This window comes from Streptomyces sp. NPDC057638, assembly GCF_042800315.1.
Taxonomy (GTDB): Bacteria; Actinomycetota; Actinomycetes; order Streptomycetales; family Streptomycetaceae; genus Streptomyces.
In genome coordinates this window covers 14,627-34,237 of record NZ_JBHVHF010000015.1, presented here as the reverse complement: position 1 = coordinate 34,237, position 19,611 = coordinate 14,627, and the positions used below count along the sequence as shown (strand labels likewise).

19 protein-coding genes are annotated in these 19,611 nt (G+C 72.7%); 13 read left to right on the top strand and 6 right to left on the bottom strand.

Going from position 1 to position 19,611, the window contains the following annotated elements; translation table 11 throughout:
* Positions 1–137: 137 nt before the first annotated feature.
* A complete protein-coding gene (locus tag ACFVIM_RS03925; protein WP_384298038.1) occupies positions 138–1,610 on the bottom strand; it encodes an XRE family transcriptional regulator in 1,473 nt (490 codons plus the stop codon).
* A gap of 391 nt (positions 1,611–2,001) precedes the next feature.
* On the opposite strand from ACFVIM_RS03925, the gene ACFVIM_RS03920 reads away from it, so the two are divergent.
* The 4 genes from ACFVIM_RS03920 to ACFVIM_RS03905 are packed head-to-tail and all read left to right on the top strand — an operon-like array spanning position 2,002 to position 3,686.
* Complete coding sequence (locus ACFVIM_RS03920; protein WP_384298036.1) at positions 2,002–2,199, top strand: hypothetical protein; 198 nt, start codon at positions 2,002–2,004, stop codon at positions 2,197–2,199.
* Complete coding sequence (locus ACFVIM_RS03915) at positions 2,196–2,603, top strand: hypothetical protein (RefSeq protein WP_384298033.1); 408 nt, start codon at positions 2,196–2,198, stop codon at positions 2,601–2,603. The genes ACFVIM_RS03920 and ACFVIM_RS03915 overlap by 4 nt, the downstream gene beginning before the upstream one ends.
* A gap of 3 nt (positions 2,604–2,606) precedes the next feature.
* Positions 2,607–2,984 (top strand): hypothetical protein, encoded by a 378-nt coding sequence (locus ACFVIM_RS03910; RefSeq protein WP_384298031.1) that lies wholly within the window; start codon positions 2,607–2,609, stop codon positions 2,982–2,984.
* 18 nt (positions 2,985–3,002) lie between these two features.
* Complete coding sequence (locus ACFVIM_RS03905; RefSeq protein ID WP_384298029.1) at positions 3,003–3,686, top strand: pyridoxal 5'-phosphate synthase; 684 nt, start codon at positions 3,003–3,005, stop codon at positions 3,684–3,686.
* A 73-nt stretch (positions 3,687–3,759) separates the two neighbouring features.
* Here ACFVIM_RS03905 and ACFVIM_RS03900 read toward each other — a convergent pair whose 3' ends face one another.
* Positions 3,760–4,182, bottom strand: coding sequence for a Zn-ribbon domain-containing OB-fold protein (locus ACFVIM_RS03900; protein ID WP_384298026.1), 423 nt, complete (start codon positions 4,180–4,182; stop codon positions 3,760–3,762).
* Between the two features lie 248 nt (positions 4,183–4,430).
* On the opposite strand from ACFVIM_RS03900, the gene ACFVIM_RS03895 reads away from it, so the two are divergent.
* From ACFVIM_RS03895 to ACFVIM_RS03870, 6 genes are all read left to right on the top strand, one after another.
* Complete coding sequence (locus ACFVIM_RS03895) at positions 4,431–5,567, top strand: flavin-containing monooxygenase (RefSeq protein ID WP_384298024.1); 1,137 nt, start codon at positions 4,431–4,433, stop codon at positions 5,565–5,567.
* Between the two features lie 357 nt (positions 5,568–5,924).
* Positions 5,925–8,147 carry an acetate--CoA ligase family protein gene (locus ACFVIM_RS03890; protein WP_384298022.1) on the top strand — a complete coding sequence of 741 codons (2,223 nt, stop codon included), beginning with the start codon at positions 5,925–5,927 and terminating at the stop codon, positions 8,145–8,147.
* On the top strand, positions 8,144–9,097 hold the full coding sequence (locus ACFVIM_RS03885; protein ID WP_384298019.1) for an enoyl-CoA hydratase/isomerase family protein: 954 nt from the start codon (positions 8,144–8,146) through the stop codon (positions 9,095–9,097). The genes ACFVIM_RS03890 and ACFVIM_RS03885 overlap by 4 nt, the downstream gene beginning before the upstream one ends.
* A 177-nt stretch (positions 9,098–9,274) precedes the next feature.
* Entirely contained in the window at positions 9,275–9,829 is a 555-nt protein-coding gene (locus tag ACFVIM_RS03880; protein WP_384298016.1) for a flavin reductase family protein, read from the top strand.
* Positions 9,830–9,905: 76 nt separating this feature from the next.
* Complete coding sequence (locus tag ACFVIM_RS03875; RefSeq protein ID WP_384298013.1) at positions 9,906–11,330, top strand: WD40 repeat domain-containing protein; 1,425 nt, start codon at positions 9,906–9,908, stop codon at positions 11,328–11,330.
* A 5-nt stretch (positions 11,331–11,335) separates the two neighbouring features.
* The gene (locus ACFVIM_RS03870) at positions 11,336–12,169 is read left to right on the top strand and encodes a hypothetical protein (RefSeq protein ID WP_384298010.1); all 834 of its coding nucleotides are present in this window, start codon (positions 11,336–11,338) and stop codon (positions 12,167–12,169) included.
* Between the two features lie 87 nt (positions 12,170–12,256).
* Here ACFVIM_RS03870 and ACFVIM_RS03865 read toward each other — a convergent pair whose 3' ends face one another.
* The 4 genes from ACFVIM_RS03865 to ACFVIM_RS03850 all read right to left on the bottom strand — a co-directional run bounded on the left by ACFVIM_RS03865 (position 12,257) and on the right by ACFVIM_RS03850 (position 16,213).
* On the bottom strand, positions 12,257–12,856 hold the full coding sequence (locus ACFVIM_RS03865) for a GNAT family N-acetyltransferase (protein ID WP_384298007.1): 600 nt from the start codon (positions 12,854–12,856) through the stop codon (positions 12,257–12,259).
* A 168-nt stretch (positions 12,857–13,024) separates the two neighbouring features.
* A complete protein-coding gene (locus tag ACFVIM_RS03860; RefSeq protein WP_384298005.1) occupies positions 13,025–14,095 on the bottom strand; it encodes an alcohol dehydrogenase catalytic domain-containing protein in 1,071 nt (356 codons plus the stop codon).
* Entirely contained in the window at positions 14,092–15,273 is a 1,182-nt protein-coding gene (locus tag ACFVIM_RS03855) for an acyl-CoA dehydrogenase family protein (protein ID WP_384298002.1), read from the bottom strand. The genes ACFVIM_RS03860 and ACFVIM_RS03855 overlap by 4 nt, the downstream gene beginning before the upstream one ends.
* A gap of 34 nt (positions 15,274–15,307) precedes the next feature.
* Positions 15,308–16,213 (bottom strand): SDR family oxidoreductase, encoded by a 906-nt coding sequence (locus ACFVIM_RS03850; protein WP_384297999.1) that lies wholly within the window; start codon positions 16,211–16,213, stop codon positions 15,308–15,310.
* A 117-nt stretch (positions 16,214–16,330) separates the two neighbouring features.
* On the opposite strand from ACFVIM_RS03850, the gene ACFVIM_RS03845 reads away from it, so the two are divergent.
* The 3 genes from ACFVIM_RS03845 (at position 16,331) to dapF (ending at position 19,585) form a co-directional block, all read left to right on the top strand.
* Positions 16,331–17,257: a cyclase family protein gene (locus ACFVIM_RS03845; protein ID WP_384297996.1), complete on the top strand. Its 927-nt coding sequence runs from the start codon at positions 16,331–16,333 to the stop codon at positions 17,255–17,257.
* 298 nt (positions 17,258–17,555) lie between these two features.
* Positions 17,556–18,464, top strand: coding sequence for a hypothetical protein (locus ACFVIM_RS03840; RefSeq protein WP_384297993.1), 909 nt, complete (start codon positions 17,556–17,558; stop codon positions 18,462–18,464).
* Between the two features lie 110 nt (positions 18,465–18,574).
* On the top strand, positions 18,575–19,585 hold the full coding sequence (dapF, locus tag ACFVIM_RS03835; RefSeq protein WP_384297991.1) for a diaminopimelate epimerase: 1,011 nt from the start codon (positions 18,575–18,577) through the stop codon (positions 19,583–19,585).
* Positions 19,586–19,611 lie beyond the last annotated feature (26 nt).

Genomic DNA, 19,611 nt, shown 5'->3' with positions numbered 1-19,611 from the left:
TGTGGGCTGAGGGAACCCAAGTTCGGTGATGGTGCAGCCGAACACCATCTCGCGCGACGTCCGCCTCCGCGCGGCGAGTACAGGTGCCCTTAAGCGCGGGGAACCTCGCACTCGCCGCTGCGGCGCTGTCTAGGGGCTCATGCCGTGCTGGTGGTGGCGAGACGTTCGCGCAGGCTTTCCACCGTCGCGGCTTTGGGGGCGCGGTGGGTGAGGTAGGTGGTCAGTTCGTCCGCCCGCTTGTGGACGGAGTCGGCGACCCGGATGGAGTCGAGGGCTTGGTGGCCGAGGAACACCGCGCCGTCGACATCGCCGAGTTGGGCGTGAGCGAGGGCCAGGTCGATACGGGCGATGGCTTCCCGGCTCGGTGAGCTGCCCGGTGCTGCCTCGTAGGCGGCGATGGCGCGTTCGGCGTACTGGCGGGCCGGCTCGGGCTGGCCGAGCCAGATGTGGGAAGAGGCCGGATACGAGGTGAGAGCGTATTCCGCGAGGGGCATTGTGCTGTCTCCCAGTCGTAGCGGAGGCCGGGGCGGAATCCGCTCGTAGGCGTCCTCGGCGGCGCGGAACGCGGCGGTGAACTCCTCCGCGTTCCCGTCAGCCGCGCTGGCACGGCCTGCCTGGGCATGCAGCCGCACGGTGAGTGGATGGTTCACCGGGCCTTGCGCTAAGCCTCGGCGCGCTGCCGTCAGGGCTTGCACGGGCCGCTGCGCATAGAGGTTGATGGAGGCCGCCGCGTCCATCGCCCATGCGCAGAGCTGGCTGTTCCCGGCTTGACGGCCATGGGCGAAGGCGTCGTCGGCGAAGGTGAGCCCGGCGCTGTTGTGGCCCAGGTCGTGTGCGAGCCAGGCCAGCATCTCCGAGAGGAATCCGGCGAAGGTCAGCAGTTCCCGGCCCTGCTGATGGGTGTGCCTGCCTTGAAGAAGCACACCGACCAGATGGCGGTACTCCCTGACGGCGTCGAAGTGTTGCCGTGGCGGGGTGGCCTGGAAAGACTGACTGAGCTGGGTGACCGCGCGGTCGAGATGGTCCAGAGCCTCTGGCGTGAGTGCGCTGGCCTCGGCTTGACGGGTGAACTCGGCCGCCTCTGCGGCGGCTTGGTCCAGGACGGTGAAAGCGGCTGCCGGGGCGGTGAGAGTCAGCCCGGCGAGTTTCACGGCGACGCGGCGTTTCGTGGTCTCCACCTCCTCGTGACCGGCTCCAGGGCCAGGAACCACGATGGGGTCGACGTGTGCCGTCTCCTGGTTCTCCCGAGCACTCTTCCCAGAGTAAGCCGGAGGAGAGTGCTGGCCTCCATCCGTGAGGGAGCCCTCCCATGGCCTTGCGGGCATCCCGAGCATGGCGCCGGGGATGCCGAAACCATCGGCCACGCGTTCGATGACCTCGTGCCCCCGGATCCCCCGTACGCCCCGGATGATGTCGCTCACGCGTGAGCTGGTCATCTTGCCGATGGCGGCGGCCATCGCGGCGTGGCTGGTGCCGGTACGGCGGTTGATGAGCCGGAAGATCTCTCCGAAGTCCCGTACGGCGCAGGCGCGCCGCATCGCCTCACTTCTGAGCAGAGCCTCGGGGAGGGTCAGGTCGTAGCCACTGCGTCGGATTTCGCGATCGTCCATGGGCGTACCTCGCGGGGGACGGAAGTGATCCGTCGAGCGTAGCCCCGGCCACCCCGAAGGGGTCCCCATATGCCCATACGGGGTACCCCGTTCATGATTCCGCGACTGTCTCCGTCAGGTGAGGCTCTTCACGGGCCCGACGGGCCCCCACCGAGACGGACCCCCGCGACCGTGCGACCGGTCCGGGGGCATGGCCGACCTGACGGAAGCAGGCTGACATGCGAGACGGTATCCCGCACGCGATCGGAACGTCATCCCCTCCGCCCACTCCACCGGACAGTGATCCACCTCCCTCCCGTGACACCGCTGAGTCGGACTCCCCGGTTCTGCGGTCGTTGCGGGAGCGGGTGCGGGAGATCAACGCGGAGCACGCGCACTGGCGGCTGACGTCGTGAGGCGGTTATGGCTCTGGATCAGCCTGGCCTTGGGTGCCGCTGAGGAGCGGTTGGGGCTCGGGTTCGAGCTGCTGCGGCTGCGCTGGGACGCGGACTGTGTCGATGAGTGGAGCCGGGGCCTGGAGGCCCAGGCGTTTCAGGCACGCATGGACGCCGAGTTGGAGCGCCTGCTGGAGGACGGCGGTCCGGCGTGAGCGGGCCGCCGGTCGCGTACCTGTGCCATGTCATCGCCGAGGGTGCTGTATACGGATCGGGCGAGATCGTTCCGTTCGTACTCGGCACTCTGCGCACGCGGTCGCAGGACATCGCCCTGATGTGGTTGCGCAAGCAGGCCCTGCGCCTCGCGGACGGGCTGGACCCCGACCCGGCCCGCGCCCCCTGGGCCACCCGCTGCGAGCGGACCCCCGTCCCCGACGCGCCCACCGAGATACGCGTCTGGGCCACCGACCCCGCCGAAGAACACGCCGCACGGGCCCGGCTCGACCACGGGGTCGCCGTCTCCGTCGTCATCCCGGACGGGCCCGACCGCTACACCCTCGCCATCAGCCCCCGCCCCGCCCGGGTGCTGTACATCCGCCCGTACCGCAGCAGGAGATAGCCCGTGCCCCGTACCGGACGCGACCACGTCCACACCGACAAGACCACCGTCATCGCCCGCTACTGCGAGGGCGCCTCCATCAAAGCCCTCGCCGCCGAGTACGGCGTAAGCGACGCCTGGATGAAGAAGCAGCTCACCACCTGGGGGCTCCCCGTACGCGGCGTACGCGAAGCCCGCATCCTCCGCGCCCGATCCAACGACCCGATCACGACCGAACAACAGCCCCCCACCTGCCAGACCTGCGAGGACCTGGTGGCCGCCGAACGCCACGCCCGCGTCGCCTACGACCACTCCGCCGCCACCGACGCCCGCGTCCTCCTCCGACGGCACATGGACACCGACCACCGACCGGAGCGGCGCCCCCAGCCCACCCGGGAGTGACCCCGCCACACTGGCCCCATGACCCACGACCAGCTCCGCCAGGACGCCTTCCGCGCCCTCCTCCACACCCAGCGCGTCTGGGACGCCGGGACGGCCGGACTCCCCGGCTTCGCCCCGGCCGCCGCGCCCGCATCACCGCTTCCCCTCTTCCACCAGTGGTTCACCGAGGCCGTCGCCGCCGGGCAGCCCGAGCCGCACACCATGGCGCTGGCGACCGTGGACGGGGAGGGCGCGCCGGATCTGCGTACGGTGATGCTGCACGACGCCGACGCCGACGGCTGGCACTTCGGCACGCACTCCACCAGTGCGAAGGGGCGGCAGCTCGCCGCCAACCCGGCCGCCGCGCTCGCCTTCTACTGGCACACCCAGGGCCGTCAGATCCGGGTCCGGGGCACGGTGACGGCGGCCGGGGCCGACGCCAGCCGGGCCGATCTGCGGGTGCGGTCGGCGGGGGCGCTGGCCGCCGCGCTCACCGGGCGTCAGAGTGAGCCGCTCAGTTCGGCGGAGGCGCTCGCGCGGGCGTCGGAGGCCGCCTGGGAACGGGCGCGGGACGAGCCCGACGCGCCCGTTCCCAGCTGGACGCTGTATGTGCTCGCCCCGCGTGAGGTGGAGTTCTTCCAGGGCGATGCCCAGCGCCGTCATATCCGGCTGCGGTACCGGCGTACGGAGTCGGGCTGGGCCCGTGGACTGCTCTGGCCTTAGGGCCTGCCGGAAGGATCAGGCCGGATCAGGGAGCGGGGGGCTCCCGGCGCCCCGAGGCCCAGGGCGAGGTGTCTCAGGGCGCCGCCAGCCGGAAGACCGGCACCACCACCCCGCCCGAGCCCTGCTGGAACGCGACCCGCAGCGGCGCGCCGACCGCCAGTCGGCCGCCGCCGGGCCCGTCCCCGTAACCGACGATCTCGGTCATCATGCGCGGCCCCTCCGCCAGGTCCACGACGGCGGGGACGTACGGCACGCGGGAGTCGAAGGGCGGCAGGTCATTGCGGTGGACGATGGACCAGGTGTAGAGCGTGGCGCGGCCGCAGGCGGCCTCCCAGTGGACGTCCTCGCTCCAGCAGTGGGGACAGAACTCGCGCGGGTAGTGGTGGGCCTCGCCGCAGTTCTGGCAGCGGCGGATGAGGAGGGTGCCCTGGGCGGCAGCGTCCCAGTAGGGGCGGGTGAAGTCGTCGATATCGGGGGTGGCCGGGTCAGGGAGCATGGGGGGTGTCCGTTCCCGAGGGGTATGAGCTGACGTATCGTCAGTTGAGCGCAGCCCCGATACCCCCGCAAGAGCCACCGGAACCGGCTGGCGGGATCAGAAGCCTCCCGGCGCGCATCAGGGGCCTCGCCTGGGCCCATGACCCCACCGGCATCAAGGCCCCGCCGGGATCAGGAGCCTCCCGGTTGGATATCGATCCCGCCACGAGCCGCTCGTCATGTACCTGTCCCGGTCTACGCTCACCCGCTATGACTACGGAGGAGCTGCCCGTGTTCGTCATCGGCGCGGGCCCCGGCGGGCTCGCCGTCGCGGCGGCGCTGCGGGAACGCGGGGCGCGCGCGGTCGTCCTGGAGAAGTCCCACGCCGTCGGCGCCTCCTGGCGGGGCCACTACGACCGGCTGCGGCTCCACACCACCCGGCGGCTCTCGGCGCTGCCGGGGCTGCGGATGCCGAGATCGTTCGGGCGCTGGGTGTCCCGCGCGGACGTGGTGCGCTATCTGGAAAAGTACGCGGAGGTCCACCAGCTCGACATCGTGACCGGCGTCGAGGTGGACCGGCTGGAACCGGCCGACGGTGGCGGCTGGCTGCTGCACGCGAGTGGTGGGCGGCGGCTCAGCGGGCGCGCGGTGGTGGTGGCGACCGGGTACAACCACACCCCGCTGATCCCCGGCTGGCCCGGCCGGGAGGGCTGGGGCGGGCGGCTGCTGCACGCGGCGGAGTACCGCTCGCCGTCCCCGTACCGCGACCGTGACGTCCTGGTCGTCGGCACCGGCAACACGGGCGCCGAGATCGCCGTCGACCTCGCCGACGGCGGCGCCGCGCGGGTGCGCCTGGCGGTGCGCACCCCACCGCACATCGTGCGCCGCTCGACCATGGGGTGGCCCGCCCAGCGCACCGGCATCCTGGTGCGCCACCTCCCGGCCCCGGTGGTCGATCTCGGGGCGGCCGGTCTGGCCCGGCTGGCGCTGCCCGATCTGTCGGCCCATGGACTGCCGCGCCCGCCCCGGGGCCTCTACACCCGGGTACGGGAGGGCGCGATCCCGGTGCAGGACGCCGGTCTGGTCGACGCGGTACGCAGGGGACGGGTCCAGCCGGTGGCGGCGGTGGCCTCCTTCGCACCGGACGCGGTGGTCCTGACGGACGGGACGCGGCTGACACCGGACACGGTGATCGCGGCGACGGGATACCGGCGGGGGCTGGAGGGCCTGGTGGGTCATCTGGGGCTGCTGGACGGCCGGGGACGGCCGGTGGTGCGGGGCGGACGGTGTTCACCGAAGGCCCCGGGGGTCTACTTCACCGGGTTCACCAACCCGATCTCGGGCATGCTGCGCGAGCTGGCGCGCGACGCCCCGCGCATCGCGACCGCGCTCACCCGCGAGGGCTGAGGCCGGGTCGCGATGCCCCAGGAAGCAGCCGGGCGGCCAGGCCACGGGTCCGCCGGGCCACCAGACAGCCAGGCGAGCCACCAGACGGACGGGCCACCAGACAGCCAGGCGGGCCACCAGACGGACGGGCCACCAGGCGGGCCACCGGGAACCCCGGCGGGCCGCCGAACGGCCGGAGCCCGGCCGCCGGGCCACCCGGCCGCCACCCCACACCCCGGCCCCCACCCCCGACCCCAACCCGACACCTTCCTGACAGCCCGTCAGATATGTAATCTGACCGAACGTTAAGCCTCAACAGCCAAGGGCGACACACGCACCGGCCCATACACACACTCCACCCAGGAGCGGGGTACAGCCATGCTCGGATCAACCCACGGCACCCTCACCCCCCACCCCCACGCCCGCGCCATCGCCTGCGGCGGCGAACCCCACCACATCACCCTCCCCCGCCCCACCGCCCCGGGCGACACGGACGTCAGCGGCCGCCCCCTGCACGCCCCCGTCCCCGAGCTGGACCGCTTCTTCCGGCCGCGCGCCCTCGCCGTCGTCGGCGCCTCCGACACCGAGGGGCGGCCCAACACCGGGGTGACCCGCCAGCTCATCTCCTGGGCCGAGCGGGTCGGCGCGCGTCTCCACCCCGTCCACCCGGCCCGGGAGACCGTGTTCGGGCGGCGCTGTGTCCCCTCGGTGGCCCAGTTACCCGAGCGGGTGGACCTCGCTGTACTCCTGGTGAAGGACCCGCTGCCGCTGGTCGGTGAACTGGCCGAGGCGAAGATCCGGTTCGCGGTCGCCTTCGCCTCCGGCTACGCGGAGACCGGCCCGGAGGGCGCCGCCGCCCAGGAGCGGCTGGCCGCCGCCGTACGACGGGCCGGGATCCGGCTGCTGGGGCCGAACACCAACCTCAACGCCTTCGAACAGTTCCGCGACGACCTCGACGGGCCCGCCATCGCGCTGATCACCCAGTCCGGCCACCAGGGACGGCCCCTGTTCACCCTCCAGGAGCTGGGCATCCGGCTCTCGCACTGGGCGCCCACCGGCAACGAGGCCGATCTGGAGAGCGCCGACTTCCTCGCGTACTTCGCCGAACGCGCCGAGACCGGCGCCATCGCCTGCTATCTGGAGGGGCTCAAGGACGGGCGCTCCTTCCTCCTCGCCGCCGACCGCGCCGCCCGGCGCGGGGTGCCGGTGGTCGCGGTCAAGGTCGGGCGGACCGAGGCGGGGGCGCGGACGGCGGCCTCCCACACCGGCAAGCTGACCGGCGCCGACCAGGTGGTGGACGCGGCGATGCGCCAGTACGGGGTGATCCGCGTCGACGCCCTCGACCAGCTCCAGGACACCGCCGCCCTGCTCGCCCGCGCCCGGCCGCCGCGCGCGGACGGGGTCGCCGTGTACTCCATCTCCGGCGGTACGGGGGCCCACTTCGCCGATCTCGCGACGGCGGCCGGACTCCGGCTGCCCACCCTCTCCGACGCCCGCCAGAGCGAACTCCACCAGTGGATACCGCGGGACCTCCAGGTGGCGAACCCGGTCGACAACGGCGGCCACCCGGTCGGCGACTGGCGCGGCCGGAAGATCATCGACTCGCTGCTGGCCGACCCGGAGGTGGGGGTCCTGGTCTGCCCGATCACCGGACCGTTCCCGCCGATGAGCGACCGGCTGGCGCGGGACCTGGTGGCGGCGGCGGAGACGACCGACAAACAGATCTGCGTGGTGTGGGGATCACCGGTCGGTACGGAGCCGGCCTACCGGGAGGTGCTGCTGGGCTCCTCGCGGGTGGCCACCTTCCGTACGTTCGGCAACTGCGTCGGCGCGATCCGCTCCTATCTGGACCACCACCGCTTCACCCACCGCTACCGCTCCCCCTTCGACGATGCCCCGCGCACCCCGTCCCCCTCCCTGCGCAAGGCCCGCGCCCTGCTCCGGCCGGGGCAGCGGCTGAGTGAACACGGCGCGAAACAGCTGCTGCGCGCCTACGGCATCCGGGTCCCGCGCGAGCAGCTCGTCACCAGCGCGGCGGCGGCGTGCCGGGCGGCGGCGCAGATCGGCTACCCGGTGGTGATGAAGGCGTCGGCCCCCGCCCTGCCGCACAAGACGGAACTGGGCCTGGTCCGTCTCGGACTGACCTCCGCCAGCCAGGTGCGGGACGCGTACCGCGATCTGACGGAGATCGCCCGGGTGGAGGAGATCGACCTGGACGGGGTGCTGGTCTGCCAGATGGTGGAGCGGGGGGTGGAGATGGTGGTGGGGGTGAGCCAGGACCCGCTCTTCGGGCCGACGGTCACGGTCGGCCTCGGCGGAGTGCTGGTGGAGGTGCTCGGGGACACGGCGGTACGGGTGCCACCGTTCGGCGACGACGAGGCCCGGGCGATGCTCCGCGAACTGCGCGGACACGCCCTGCTCGGCGGGGTGCGCGGCGGGCCCCCGGTGGACGTGGACGGCCTGGTGGAGGTGGTGTTACGGGTCCAGCGGATGGCGCTGGAACTCAGCGGGGACCTCGCCGAACTGGACATCAACCCCCTGATGGTCCTCCCCCGTGGCCAGGGCGCGGTGGCCCTGGACGCCCTGGCGGTGTGCCGATGACCGCCACTCCACCCGACAACCCCGCCACTCCACCCGACAACCCGGACACTCCACCTGAGAACTCCACCACTCCACCCGACAACCCGGACACCCCCACCAACCTCACGCACCAGACCACCACCCCCACCAACACGGACCCGCACCCCACCGACGTGACCCCCCACCCCCCCGAACTCCTGCACCACCTCACCCACAACATCCGCTGGATCACCCTCAACCGCCCCTCCTCCCTCAACGCCCTCGCCCCCCGCAACCGCGACGCGCTGATCGCCCTCCTCCATGACTCCTCCGCCGATCCGGCCGTCCGCGCGGTGGTCCTCACCGGCAGCGGCCGGGCCTTCTGCGCGGGCGCCGACCTCCGCGACAGCTCGGCCACCGGACCGCTGCCGCCCGGACATGTGGGCCGGATGATCCGCCGGGGCGCCCAGCCCCTGATCTCCGCCGTACTCGACTGCGAGAAGCCGGTGATCGCGGCGGTCAACGGCACGGCGGCGGGCATCGGCGCCCATCTGGCGCTCGCCTGCGATCTGATCCTGGCCGCCGAGACGGCCGACTTCATCGAGATCTTCGTCCGGCGGGGGCTGGTCCCCGACGGCGGCGGCGCCCATCTGCTGACCCGGATCGTCGGCCCGGCCCGCGCCCGGGAGCTGCTGTTCTTCGGCGACCGGCTGCCCGCCCGGGAGGCGGAGCGCCTCGGCCTGATCAACCGGGCGGTCCCGCCCGGTGAGCTGGAGCCGCTGGCCCGCGCCTGGGCCGGCCGCCTGGCCCAGGGCCCGACCCGCACGCTCGCGCTGACCAAGGAGCTGGTGCGCACGGCCCTGGACGACGATCTCGCCGCGTCCTTCCGGGCCGAGGCGGTGGCGCAGGAGCTGAATATGACGACACGGGACGCGGCGGAGGGCATCGCCGCGTTCGCGGAACGCAGGGAGCCGCGCTTCGAGGGGCGCTAGGCCCGTGCCGAGGAGCGCCGGGACCGTGCCCAGGGCCACCAGGACCGTACCGAGGAGCACCGGGACTGCACCGAGGGCCGCTAGGACCGTGCCCAGGGCCGCCGGGACTCCGCCCAGGGCCGCCGGGACGCTTCCGAGCGCCGCCGGGACTTCATATCTGACGCACCATCAGATTCAATGAGCTTCATGATGGGTCACGCCGCCATGGCCACGACGGTCGTCCGCCACTTCCGCGACCGTCCCCCCTGCACCCCGGCCCGCTTCCGCCAGGTCCTCGGCCACTTCGCGACGGGTGTCACCGTGATCACCACCCGGGACGCGGACGGCCCGGCGGGCTTCGCCTGCCAGTCCTTCTCCGCGCTGTCCCTGACCCCGCCCCTGGTGGTCTTCCTGGTCGGACGGGCGTCCACGACCTGGCCGAGGATCGAGCGTACGGGGGTGTTCTGCGTCAGCGTCCTCGGCGCCGGACAGGAGGAACTCTGCCGGTCGTTCGCGGTGAGCGGCGGCGACAAGTTCACCGGCGTCCCGCACCGCCCGGCCCCGGCGACCGGAGCGCCCGTCCTCGCGGGCGCGGTGGCCTGGATCGACTGCCGGGTCCAGGAGGTCCACGAGGGCGGCGACCATCTGATCGTGGTGGGCCGGGTCGAGGCCCTCGCCGCCGCACCGGACCTCCCGGACCCCCCGGACCCGCTGCTCTTCCACCGGGGCCGCTTCCGCCGTCTGGGGCCCTGACGGAGACCACCGCGCACGCCGCACCGGGCGGGCCGACCCCCCTCGGGGAAAGGCCCGGCGTCGGTAGCCTCACCCCATGGGGGCTCTTCCACACCGTGCGCGCGTCCGGCGGCTACCACGGACTCTGGTCATCACCGTTCTCGTCGGCCTCTGCGCCGCCGCGTGCACGACCGGCGGCCGGGACGGGCCCGCCGGGTCCCCGTCGGCCTCCGCCGACCGCCAGAGCGTCGGACAGCGGCTGGCGTCTCAGTCCCTGCGGCTGGCGGAGAAGGACGCCCGGCTGTCCGTGGCGCTGGCTCTGGAGGCCGCCGGACTGGCGCACACACCCGATGTGGCCGCCGCCCTCAGCCGTCTCCGGAGTCCCCACCCGGTCTCCCAGCTGAAGCGCGAGGGCGCCCCGGTACGGGCCATGAGCTTCAGCGGGGAGGGCAGATTCCTCCTCGCCGGTGACGCCGGCGGCCAGGTGCGGGTCTGGGACGTCTACAGCGGCCGCACCCGCCTGACCGGACGGGTGCGGGGCGCGGTGACCGAGGCGGCGCTGAGCTACGGCGGCGATCTCGCGGCGGCGCGGGGAGCCCGGGGCGGGCTCACGGTGTGGAACGTCAGGACCGGGAAGACCGTCCGTACGTTCGCGGATGCCCCCGGCGGCGCCCAGGGACTCACCTTCGTCCCCGCCGAACAGGAACGGCTGGCCTTCGGCGGCCGTGGCGGCACCGTCGAGGTGCGGGATGTCCGGTCCTGGAACCGTGAGACGACCATCCGTCCGGCCGGCGGCAGCGCCGCCCTCACCTGGTTCCTCGACGGAGGGAAGGAGGGAACGGTCCTCAGCTCGCTCTCCACCCGGGGAACCCTGGAGGCGTGGAGCCTGGACGGGGGCAGACGCCTCGGCGCCGCCCGCGTGCCCGGGCCGGGCGCCGCCGCCGGACCGTATGTCCTGGACTCCCGCACCGATGACCATGGCGTGCTCTCCCTCTCCAGCACCACCTGGACCGTGTCCCTGCGGACCCTGCTCGACAGCGACCGGTCCGGCTCGGTCTTCCGGCGTCTCCCCCGGGATATCTCCCGGCCCGTCACCCTGACCAGCCGTCTGATGGGCACGGACCCGGCGGGCGGCAGCGTGCTGCTGTGGGAGATGGAGGACCCGCTCCCGCACCGCCGGTTCTCCCCGGGCGCGGAGATCGCCCTCCCGACGCGTCCCGGCCGGATCACGGCCCTCACCGGCTACGACCAGCCGACCGGCATGGTCGGCCAGGGCGCACCCACCAAGCGGCTGCCGGTCGCCGTGGGAACCGAGGACGGATCGGTCACGTTCTGGGATCTGGCGGAGGGACCCGAGGTCGGGGAGACCGAGAAGGCGGTCAAGGAAGAGCTCTTCCAGCTCTGTTCCGGGACACCCCTGATCCTCACCCCGGCGGAATGGCGCAAGCTGATCCCGGAGTTGCCCTACGCCCCCGCCTGCGTCAGAACCATGAAAGAGCGCGGCACGGCCGGCCACGACTGAACCCGATGAGCGAGGAAGAACCCATGGCCCTGCGCCGTATGACCGACAGCATCCGCCGGCGCTGGACGACGGCCCGGCCCGGGCGGGCCCGCCTGAGACAGGAAGGCCCCAGCAAGCGGGTCCAGGCGTGGATCGTCGTCATCAGCGTCGTCAGTGTGCCCCTGGCCGTCTGGTCCCTCGCCCAGGGAGCGGACGAGAACGAGAAGGACGAGTTCAGCGTCATCGAACTGTCCGCCGGATCCTCGCGCGCCATCACGACGAAGACGCTGTCCGCGTCCACCGGCAGACAGCACACGGGCACGACGCACGCCACGGTCCTGGTGCTGCGGATGGCGAACAACACGGACGACCTCAAGGTGTTCCGGAAGATCAAGGTGACCACGAGGAGCTTCACCGAAGTGACGGACTGCGTCACCGACACCGGTGGCGATGTGCCGATCACCAAGGGATACGGGATGGATCTGCCGGCCCAGGGCAAGAGCACGCAGAAGCGGATCTCCTACCAGATGCAGCCCCGCCAGGCCGAAGGCATGACGATCACCCTGGGACCACGGACCGGGAAGCGGGGGATCTACGAACTGGAGGTCTCCCTCCATGACGGAAGCGGGTACCAGAGGGCGGGCACGGTGCTGGCCCTCTCCGATCCGGGGCTGAGGGATCTCTACCCGCTGGATGTCGACGCTCTGCCGATATCCAGCTTCCCGAACGCGGACTGCGTCCGGAAGCTGACCGAGCGGACGAAGGAACTCATCGACGCCACATCCCCCGCCCCCGCGGGCCTGCGGGAGCTGCACCAGGGCCTGACCGTGACCCTCAAGGAACTCGGGGGCGCGCCCTGACTGTTCCGTACGGGCCCCTGCGGGGCGCGGCGGCCCACGTGCCGCACCCCGCGCCTGGGTCAGCGATGTCCCGCCGCCGACGTCCCGTCAGCCGACCCGCGCCTCACGCCACATGCCCCACAGCACCGGCCCGCCACCCGGCAGTTCCATGGTCGTGCGCACGGTGAAGCCGAAGTGCTCGTAGACCGGGATGTTGGACTCCTTGGAGGACTCCAGGTAGATCGGCCGGCCCGCCGCGTCCGCCCGCGCCAGACCGGAGCGGAGGAGGGCACTGCCCTGGCCCTGGCCCTGGACGGCCGGGTCGGCGCCGATCAGGGCGAGGGACCAGTGGGGCTCCTCGGGGGTGTGCGCGATGGCGGTCTGGACGGCGTCGCGGAAGAGTCCGGCGCGGTCGCCGAGGATGCCGAGGAGTTCCTGGATGGTGTCGCCGTCGGGGACGGCCTTCTCCTGGGCCTCGGTCGGCACCCAGAAGGCCGCCGCGCCGCTGGTGCGCTCGCACAGCCCGTTGCCGAGGTACTGGCGGGTGAAGATCGTGGTGAAGTAGCGGCCCAGTTCCGCCGCGCGCGTGGCCGCGTCGGGGAAGAACCAGCGCATCATCGGATCGTCGTCGAAGGCGCGCGCCAGGGAGCGGCTGATCAGTTCGGCATCATCGATCGTGGCCGTTTCCGGCGTGTTCGTCATAGCCATGGGCACATTCTGCATCCGGCTGTTTCCGCTGGTGAGGCGGGGGTGTTCGACGTCGCGCCACCCTCGTACGGTACGGAGGAACCGCGGCGCCCTGGCCGAAAACAGCCCCACCCGGGCACGCCACCGGAGCCCGGGAACACCGCCGGAGCCCGGGCACGCCACCGGCCCTCAGCGGAACGTCAGCACCCCCCGCGCCAGCCGCCCCTGCTCCGCCTCCGCCACCAGCGCCCCGAACTCCTCCACCGGCCGCACCCGCGTCACCAGTTCGTCCAGGAGCAGTTCGCCCCGCCCGTACAGACCGGCGTAGAGCGGGATGTCCCGCTGGGGCCGTGCGGACCCGTAGCGGCACCCCAGGATCGCCTGGTCGAGGAAGAGGGCGAAGGGCGGGAAGGATGCCTCCGCCTCCGGACGGACCATCCCCAGCAGCACCAGCTGTCCCGCCCGGTCCAGCAGGCCCACCGCCTCCCGTACCAGCTCCGCGCGGCCCACACACTCGAAGACATGGTCGGCGCCGGTCGGCAGCACCCCCCGTACACCGTCACCGTCGCCGTCGCCGTCCAGCGAGCCGAGGAAGTGGGTCGCGCCGAAGCGGCGGGCCAGCGGCTCCTTCCCCGGCTCGGTGTCGACGGCGACGATCGGCGCGGCGCCCGCCAGCCGGGCGCCCTGGATGACATTGAGGCCGATGCCCCCGGCGCCGATCACGACCACGCTCTCCCCGCGCCCCACCCGGGCCCGGTTCAGCACCGCGCCGACGCCGGTCAGGACGGCGCAGCCGATCAACGCGGCCGAGGTCAGGGGGAGTTCGGGGGGCACGGGCACGGCCTGGACCGCCTTCACCACCGTACGTTCGGCGAAGACGGAGGTGGCCGCGAACTGGTACAGGGGTGCGCCGCGCCGGGTGAAGGGGCGGCCGGGGCGGCCGATCGCGGCGCGGCACAGGGTGGGCCGGCCCGTACCGCACTCGGGGCAGGCGCCGCAGCTCGCCAGCGTCGAGAGCACGACACGGTCCCCGGCGGCGAGGTGCCCGACACCCGCGCCGACGGCCGCGACCACGCCCGCGCCCTCATGGCCCAGGACGACCGGCACCGGGAACGGGATCGTGCCGCCGACCACCGCGAGATCGCTGTGGCAGAGCCCGGCGGCGGCGATCTCCACCAGCACCTCGCCGGGGCCGGGGTCGCGCACCTCCAGGTCGTCCACGAGGTCCGCGCCACGGCCGTCGAAGACCACACCCCTCATGACCGCTCCCTGGGCAGGCCGAGCACCCGCTCGGCGATGATGTTCCGCTGGATCTCGTCCGAGCCGCCGTAGACGGTGTCGGCCCGGCTGAAGAGGAAGAGCCGCTGGCCGGGATCGAGCCCGTAGCGGCCGTCCCAGACGCCGGGGCCGGTCGCCGCGCCCGGACCGCGTACCGCCAGCGCCAGCTCACCCAGCCGCTGGTGCCAGCCGCCCCAGAGCAGCTTGGCGACGCTCGGCGCACCGGGATCCGGTGCCCTGGAGGGTGCGCCGGGATCCGGTGCGCCCGCCAGGGCCCGCAGCGCGGTCCAGCGCATCACCCGCAGCTCGGCCCACTGCCGTATCAGCCGCTCCCGGATCACGGGGTCCTCCGCCGTCCCCTCCCGTACGGCGGTACGGAGGACATCGGCCAGCTCGCTCTCGAACCCGATCTGCTGGGCGAGGACGGCCACCCCGCGCTCGGCGGCGAGCAGGCTCATGGCGACCCGCCAGCCGTGGCCCTCACCGCCGACGACATGGGCGGCGCGGGCGCCGTCGAAGAAGACCTCGTTGAACTCGCTGGTCCCGGTCAGCTGCCGGATCGGCCGGACCTCCACGCCCGGCTGGTCCATGGCGACCAGCAGAAAGGAGAGCCCGTGGTGGCGGGCGGCGGCGGGGTCGGTGCGGGCCAGGACAAAACACCAGTCGGCCTCGCGCGCCAGGGAGGTCCAGACCTTCTGGCCGGTGACGCGGTAGCCCGTACCGTCCCGTACGGCGGAGGTCCGCACGGCGGCCAGATCCGAACCGGCGTCCGGCTCGCTGTACCCCTGGCACCACAGCTCCCCGCCCCGGGCGATGGCGGGCAGGAACCGCCGCTTCTGCTCCTCGTCGCCGAAGGCGACCAGGGTGGGACCGAGCAGGTTCTCGCCCATATGCCCGATCCGGAGCGGGGCGCGCGCCCGCGCGTACTCCTCCGCCCACACCACCCGCTGGGCCGGGGAGGCGGTCCGGTTGCCATGGCCGCCCTCGGCCCAGCCCAGCCCGATCCATCCGGCGCGCCCCAGCTCCCGCTCCCAGGCCCGCCGGGCCGCCCACCCCTGGTGGATCTCCCCGGCCCCGCCGTCCAGCCCCGCGTACTCCCCCCGGACCCGCTCCTCAAGCCAGCCACGGGCCTCGGCCCGGAACGCCGGATCGTCCTCCATGACCCACTCCTCCCTGCTCACTCCCGCGGAAGCACTACTGGTTCGGCCGCTCCCCGGCCGCCGCCGCCCGCGCCATCTCGGTGAGCCGCTCCAGCAGGGGCATCGGGTCCACCCCGACGGTGCCGGGCAGCAGATCGGCGACGCGTTCGGGGGTCCAGGGACCGTCGGCGTGGACCGCGCGCAGCTCACGGGGCTGCGCCCAGACGGCGATCTTGGGACCGGCGACGGTGTAGACCTGCCCGGTGATCGCGCGGGCCCGGTCGGAGAGGAGGTAGACGACGAAGGCGGCCACGTCCTCGGGGTCGCCGATCTCCGACAGCTCCATCGGCACGCCCGCGGACATCCGGGTGCGGGCGACGGGGGCGACGGCGTTGGCGGTCACCCCGTACTTGTGCAGCCCGAGGGCGGCGCTGCGGACCAGGGAGATGATCCCGCCCTTGGCGGCGGAGTAGTTGGCCTGGGCGGCCGAGCCCTGGTGGTTGCCGCTGGTGAAGCCGATGAGGGTGCCGGAGCGCTGGGCGCGCATCACGGCGGAGGCGGCGCGGAAGACGGTGAAGGTGCCTTTGAGGTGGGTGGCGACGACGGGGTCCCACTCCTCCTCGGTCATATTGAAGAGCATGCGTTCGCGCAGGATCCCGGCGACGCAGACGGCGCCGTCCAGCCGTCCGTACGTCCGGACGGCGGTGTCGACCACGCGCCGCCCGCCCGCCATGGTCGCGATGTCGTCGGCGACGGCGGTGGCCGCGCCCCCGGCGGCCTCGATCTCCGCCACGACCCCGGCCGCGACGTCGGAGCGGGGTTCGGCGCCGTCGACACGGACGCCGTGGTCGTTGACGACGACCCGCGCTCCCTCCGCCGCCGCGGCCAGGGCGATGGCACGGCCGATGCCGCGCCCGGCACCGGTGACCGCGATGACCTTGTCGGACAGGAAGTTCCCCACACCGGCCCCTTCCCCAACTATCTGACGGATCGTTAGATTCTGGTTCCAGCGGCGAGCCCGGCACAAGACCCCGGCACCAGACCTCAGCGGGAGAACCGGCGACAGGAGGCCGAACCGATGGCGCTGCCAGCGGAGTTCCACGAGATCGCCCGACAGGTCAACAACTGGGGCCGCTGGGGCGCTGACGACGAGATCGGCACCCTCAACCTGGTCACCGACAGCGTGGTGCGCGCGGCGGCGGCCACCGTCCGCACCGGCCGGCGCGTCCCGCTCGCGCTCCCCCTGCGCCGCGACGGCCTCCAGACCGGCCTCGCGGCGGGCCGTATCGACCCCCAGCACGCCATGATCCAGCTCAACCAGGAACTCTTCGGCCCCGGCGGAGTGGCCCTCAACGACGACATCGTCACCCTCGGCCTCCAGGCGGGCACCCACTGGGACGCCCTCCCCCATGTCACCCACACCGGCCACCTCTACAACGGCCGCCCCGCCACCACCGTGACCGCCCACGCCGGGGCCGCCTTCAGCGGCATCGGGACCGTGGGCGCACTGGTCTCCCGCGGAGTCCTCCTGGACGTCGCCGGAGCCCGGGGCGTCCCCGCCCTCGCGCCGGGGCACGCGGTGGGCCCGGCCGACCTCGACGCGGCGGCCGAGTTCGGCCGGATCACCCTCGCACCCGGCGACATCGCCCTCGTACGCACCGGCCAGATGCGCCACGCGCTCGCCGGAGACAGACAGGCGTACGGCTTCCCCTCCCCCGGCCTCTCCCTCCACACCCCACGCTGGTTCCACACCCACGACGTGGCGGCGGTCGCCACGGACACCTTCCCCTTCGAGATCGTCCCCCCGGAGATCGACGGCCTCTGGCTCCCCGTCCACGCCCTCCACCTGGTGGAAATGGGCCTGCTCCAGGGCCAGAACTGGAACCTGGAGGAACTGGCGTCCGCCTGCGCGGAGGAACGCCGCTACACCTTCCTGCTCACCGCGACACCGGAACCGTTCACGGGCGCGACGGGCGCACCAGTGGCCCCGGTCGCGGTCCTGTAGCCCCCACCCCGCCCCAGCCCCCCAACCGGCTGAGTCCCCCGCTGCCCACCCACCCCGCACACCGGCCCGCCGCCCTGCCCGCCAGCGGACCGGCTTCGCCCGTCCACCGCGATCAGACCAGCTCAGCCCCCGACGCGAGCGGAGGCGCTCACGCCACCTCACACAGCACGCCCCGGCGCGGCCATGCCCCCCGGGGGTCAGGCACCCGACGTTGACGCCAGCGCGTCTTGCCGCGCCGCCGGAACTCGGAAATCATGCTCTGCGGCTGGGCCGACGGCAGTTGAGGGGGAGTTCGAGGATGTCGACACCGCCGCGAAGCGACATCGGCACCCGGATCGCCGAGGCACTCTCCTCCCAAGCCCTCAACGCCCTGATCGGCATCGCCGGTATCGCCATCCCCGCCATCGCCTGGTCGATGCAACAGACACACCTCACGAACATCGTGCTGATCATCGAGACGGTTCTCCTGCTGCTCATGATCGCGAACCACATGTGGTTACGCCGGATCTACATCCAGCTGCGCCGCGCCAACGACCGGGACATGGCCGACGCTCCCTACTTCGCCATCATCCGGACCCAACTGGAACGGGACCTGATCGCCGACTTCGGCGAGATCGCCGATGGGCACCTCCAGGTGTACTCCTCCGAGGTGCCACGCCTGAGCGTCATGCTCTTCCGGGTCCTCATCGAGTCCGGCTCCCAGCCGCAGCGAGTGCTGGCGGCGGACCTGACCACGAACCCGAACCTGCTGACCGCGCGCCGCGAGTACCTCGCCGCCAACCGTCAGCTGATCGAGGCGGGCGGGACCATTCAGCGCCTGTTCATCTGCTGGACGGACGACCTGACCGAGCCGGACTTCGCCCGCTCCCTGCTGGAGCTCGTCGACCACCATCGCTCACTGGGCGTGCAGTGCGCGCTCGCCGTCCGTGACCGGCTCCGTGCCGATCAGGCGATCGACTTCGTGGTGGTCTCCAAGGCCGCCGTCCTGGTCGAAGAGGAACAAGGCGACGCCGAATACCTCCGCGGCCGCTCCAGCGTCTACTTCAAGAGCGTCGAGCGCTGGGCCGGACGGTTCGAGTCCATCTGGGGCCATGGCTCGGCCTCCGCACCGGTCGCCCTGAGCTCCTACGAGGCCAGGGTGCGCCCGATGCTCGCTGCCGGGACCTGGAGCGAGGAAGCGGTACGCGCCACGGTCGGCGGGCTGTGACGAGCGCTGCCGGGACCGACCACTCCGGGCGGCGCACGGCCTGCGGCATACACTGGCGTGACCAGGCTGGGCCCGGTTGGGAGAGCCGGTAGGACGACGGACGGAACACGATGGCTCTCTCCCTCATCAAGACGCACGGCAGCCTGAACGACATCTTCGTCATCGACGGTGCCCCCACCGACCACTTCGCCGAGGCGGACGTCGCGCGCGCCGTACAGCTGCTGTGCGACCGCCGCCGCGGGCTGGGCGGAGACGGCGTGTACTTCATCGCCGACAACGGCGACGGCAGCGCACAGGCCTTCTTCTACAACCCCGACGGCTCCGCGTCGCTGCTGTGCGGCAACGGCATGCGTGGCGCCGGGCGTCTGCTGCTGGACCGCTACCAGGCCGATTCGGTCGTCCTCCACACCGGCCCGTACTCCTTCACCGTGCGCGCCGCGCAGACCACCCCGCACGGTGTACGGCAGGTCTCCGTCGAGCTGCCCCCGGTCGATTTCGCCCCCGATGAGCGGATCGTCGCCGACGCCGACGGACCCTTCGTCGATCAGGTACTGCCCGCCTACCACGTCTCCCGGCACGTGACGGCGCTCGCCGTCCCGAACTCGCACCTGATCACCGTGCTCGATGACGCCTACAACGAGGCCGAGCTCGTGGCCACGGGCAGCCGGGTCGCCGCCACCCACTCCAGCTTCCCGATCGGCGCGAACGTCTCCTTCGTGAAGCCGCTCGCCGAGAACACGGTGTTCATCCGCACCTTCGAGCGGGGCGCCGGTCTCACCCCCTCGTGCGGATCCGGCGTCGCCGCCTCCCGCGCGGTGCTCTCCCGTCTGGGCCGTACGGAACCGGAGCAGCCCGTCGTGGTCCGCAACCCCGGAGGCGTGGCCCGCAGCTGGATGCAGACCAGCGGAGCCCAGTGGCAGCCGATCCTGGAAGGCAACGCCACCAAGGTCTACGCCGCCGAGCTCGATCCGGCCGTGCTGCTCGGCGATGGTCCCGTCGAGTTCCAGGGCGCTGCCTTCGTCGACGAGGTCGATGCGTTCGCCGCCCTGAACGACGAGAATCTCAAGGTGCTGCGGGAAGCCGGGATCCAGATGACCATGCAGAGCCCCGGCGCCGTCTGATCGTCTCCGCGCCGGGCGGCGACGTC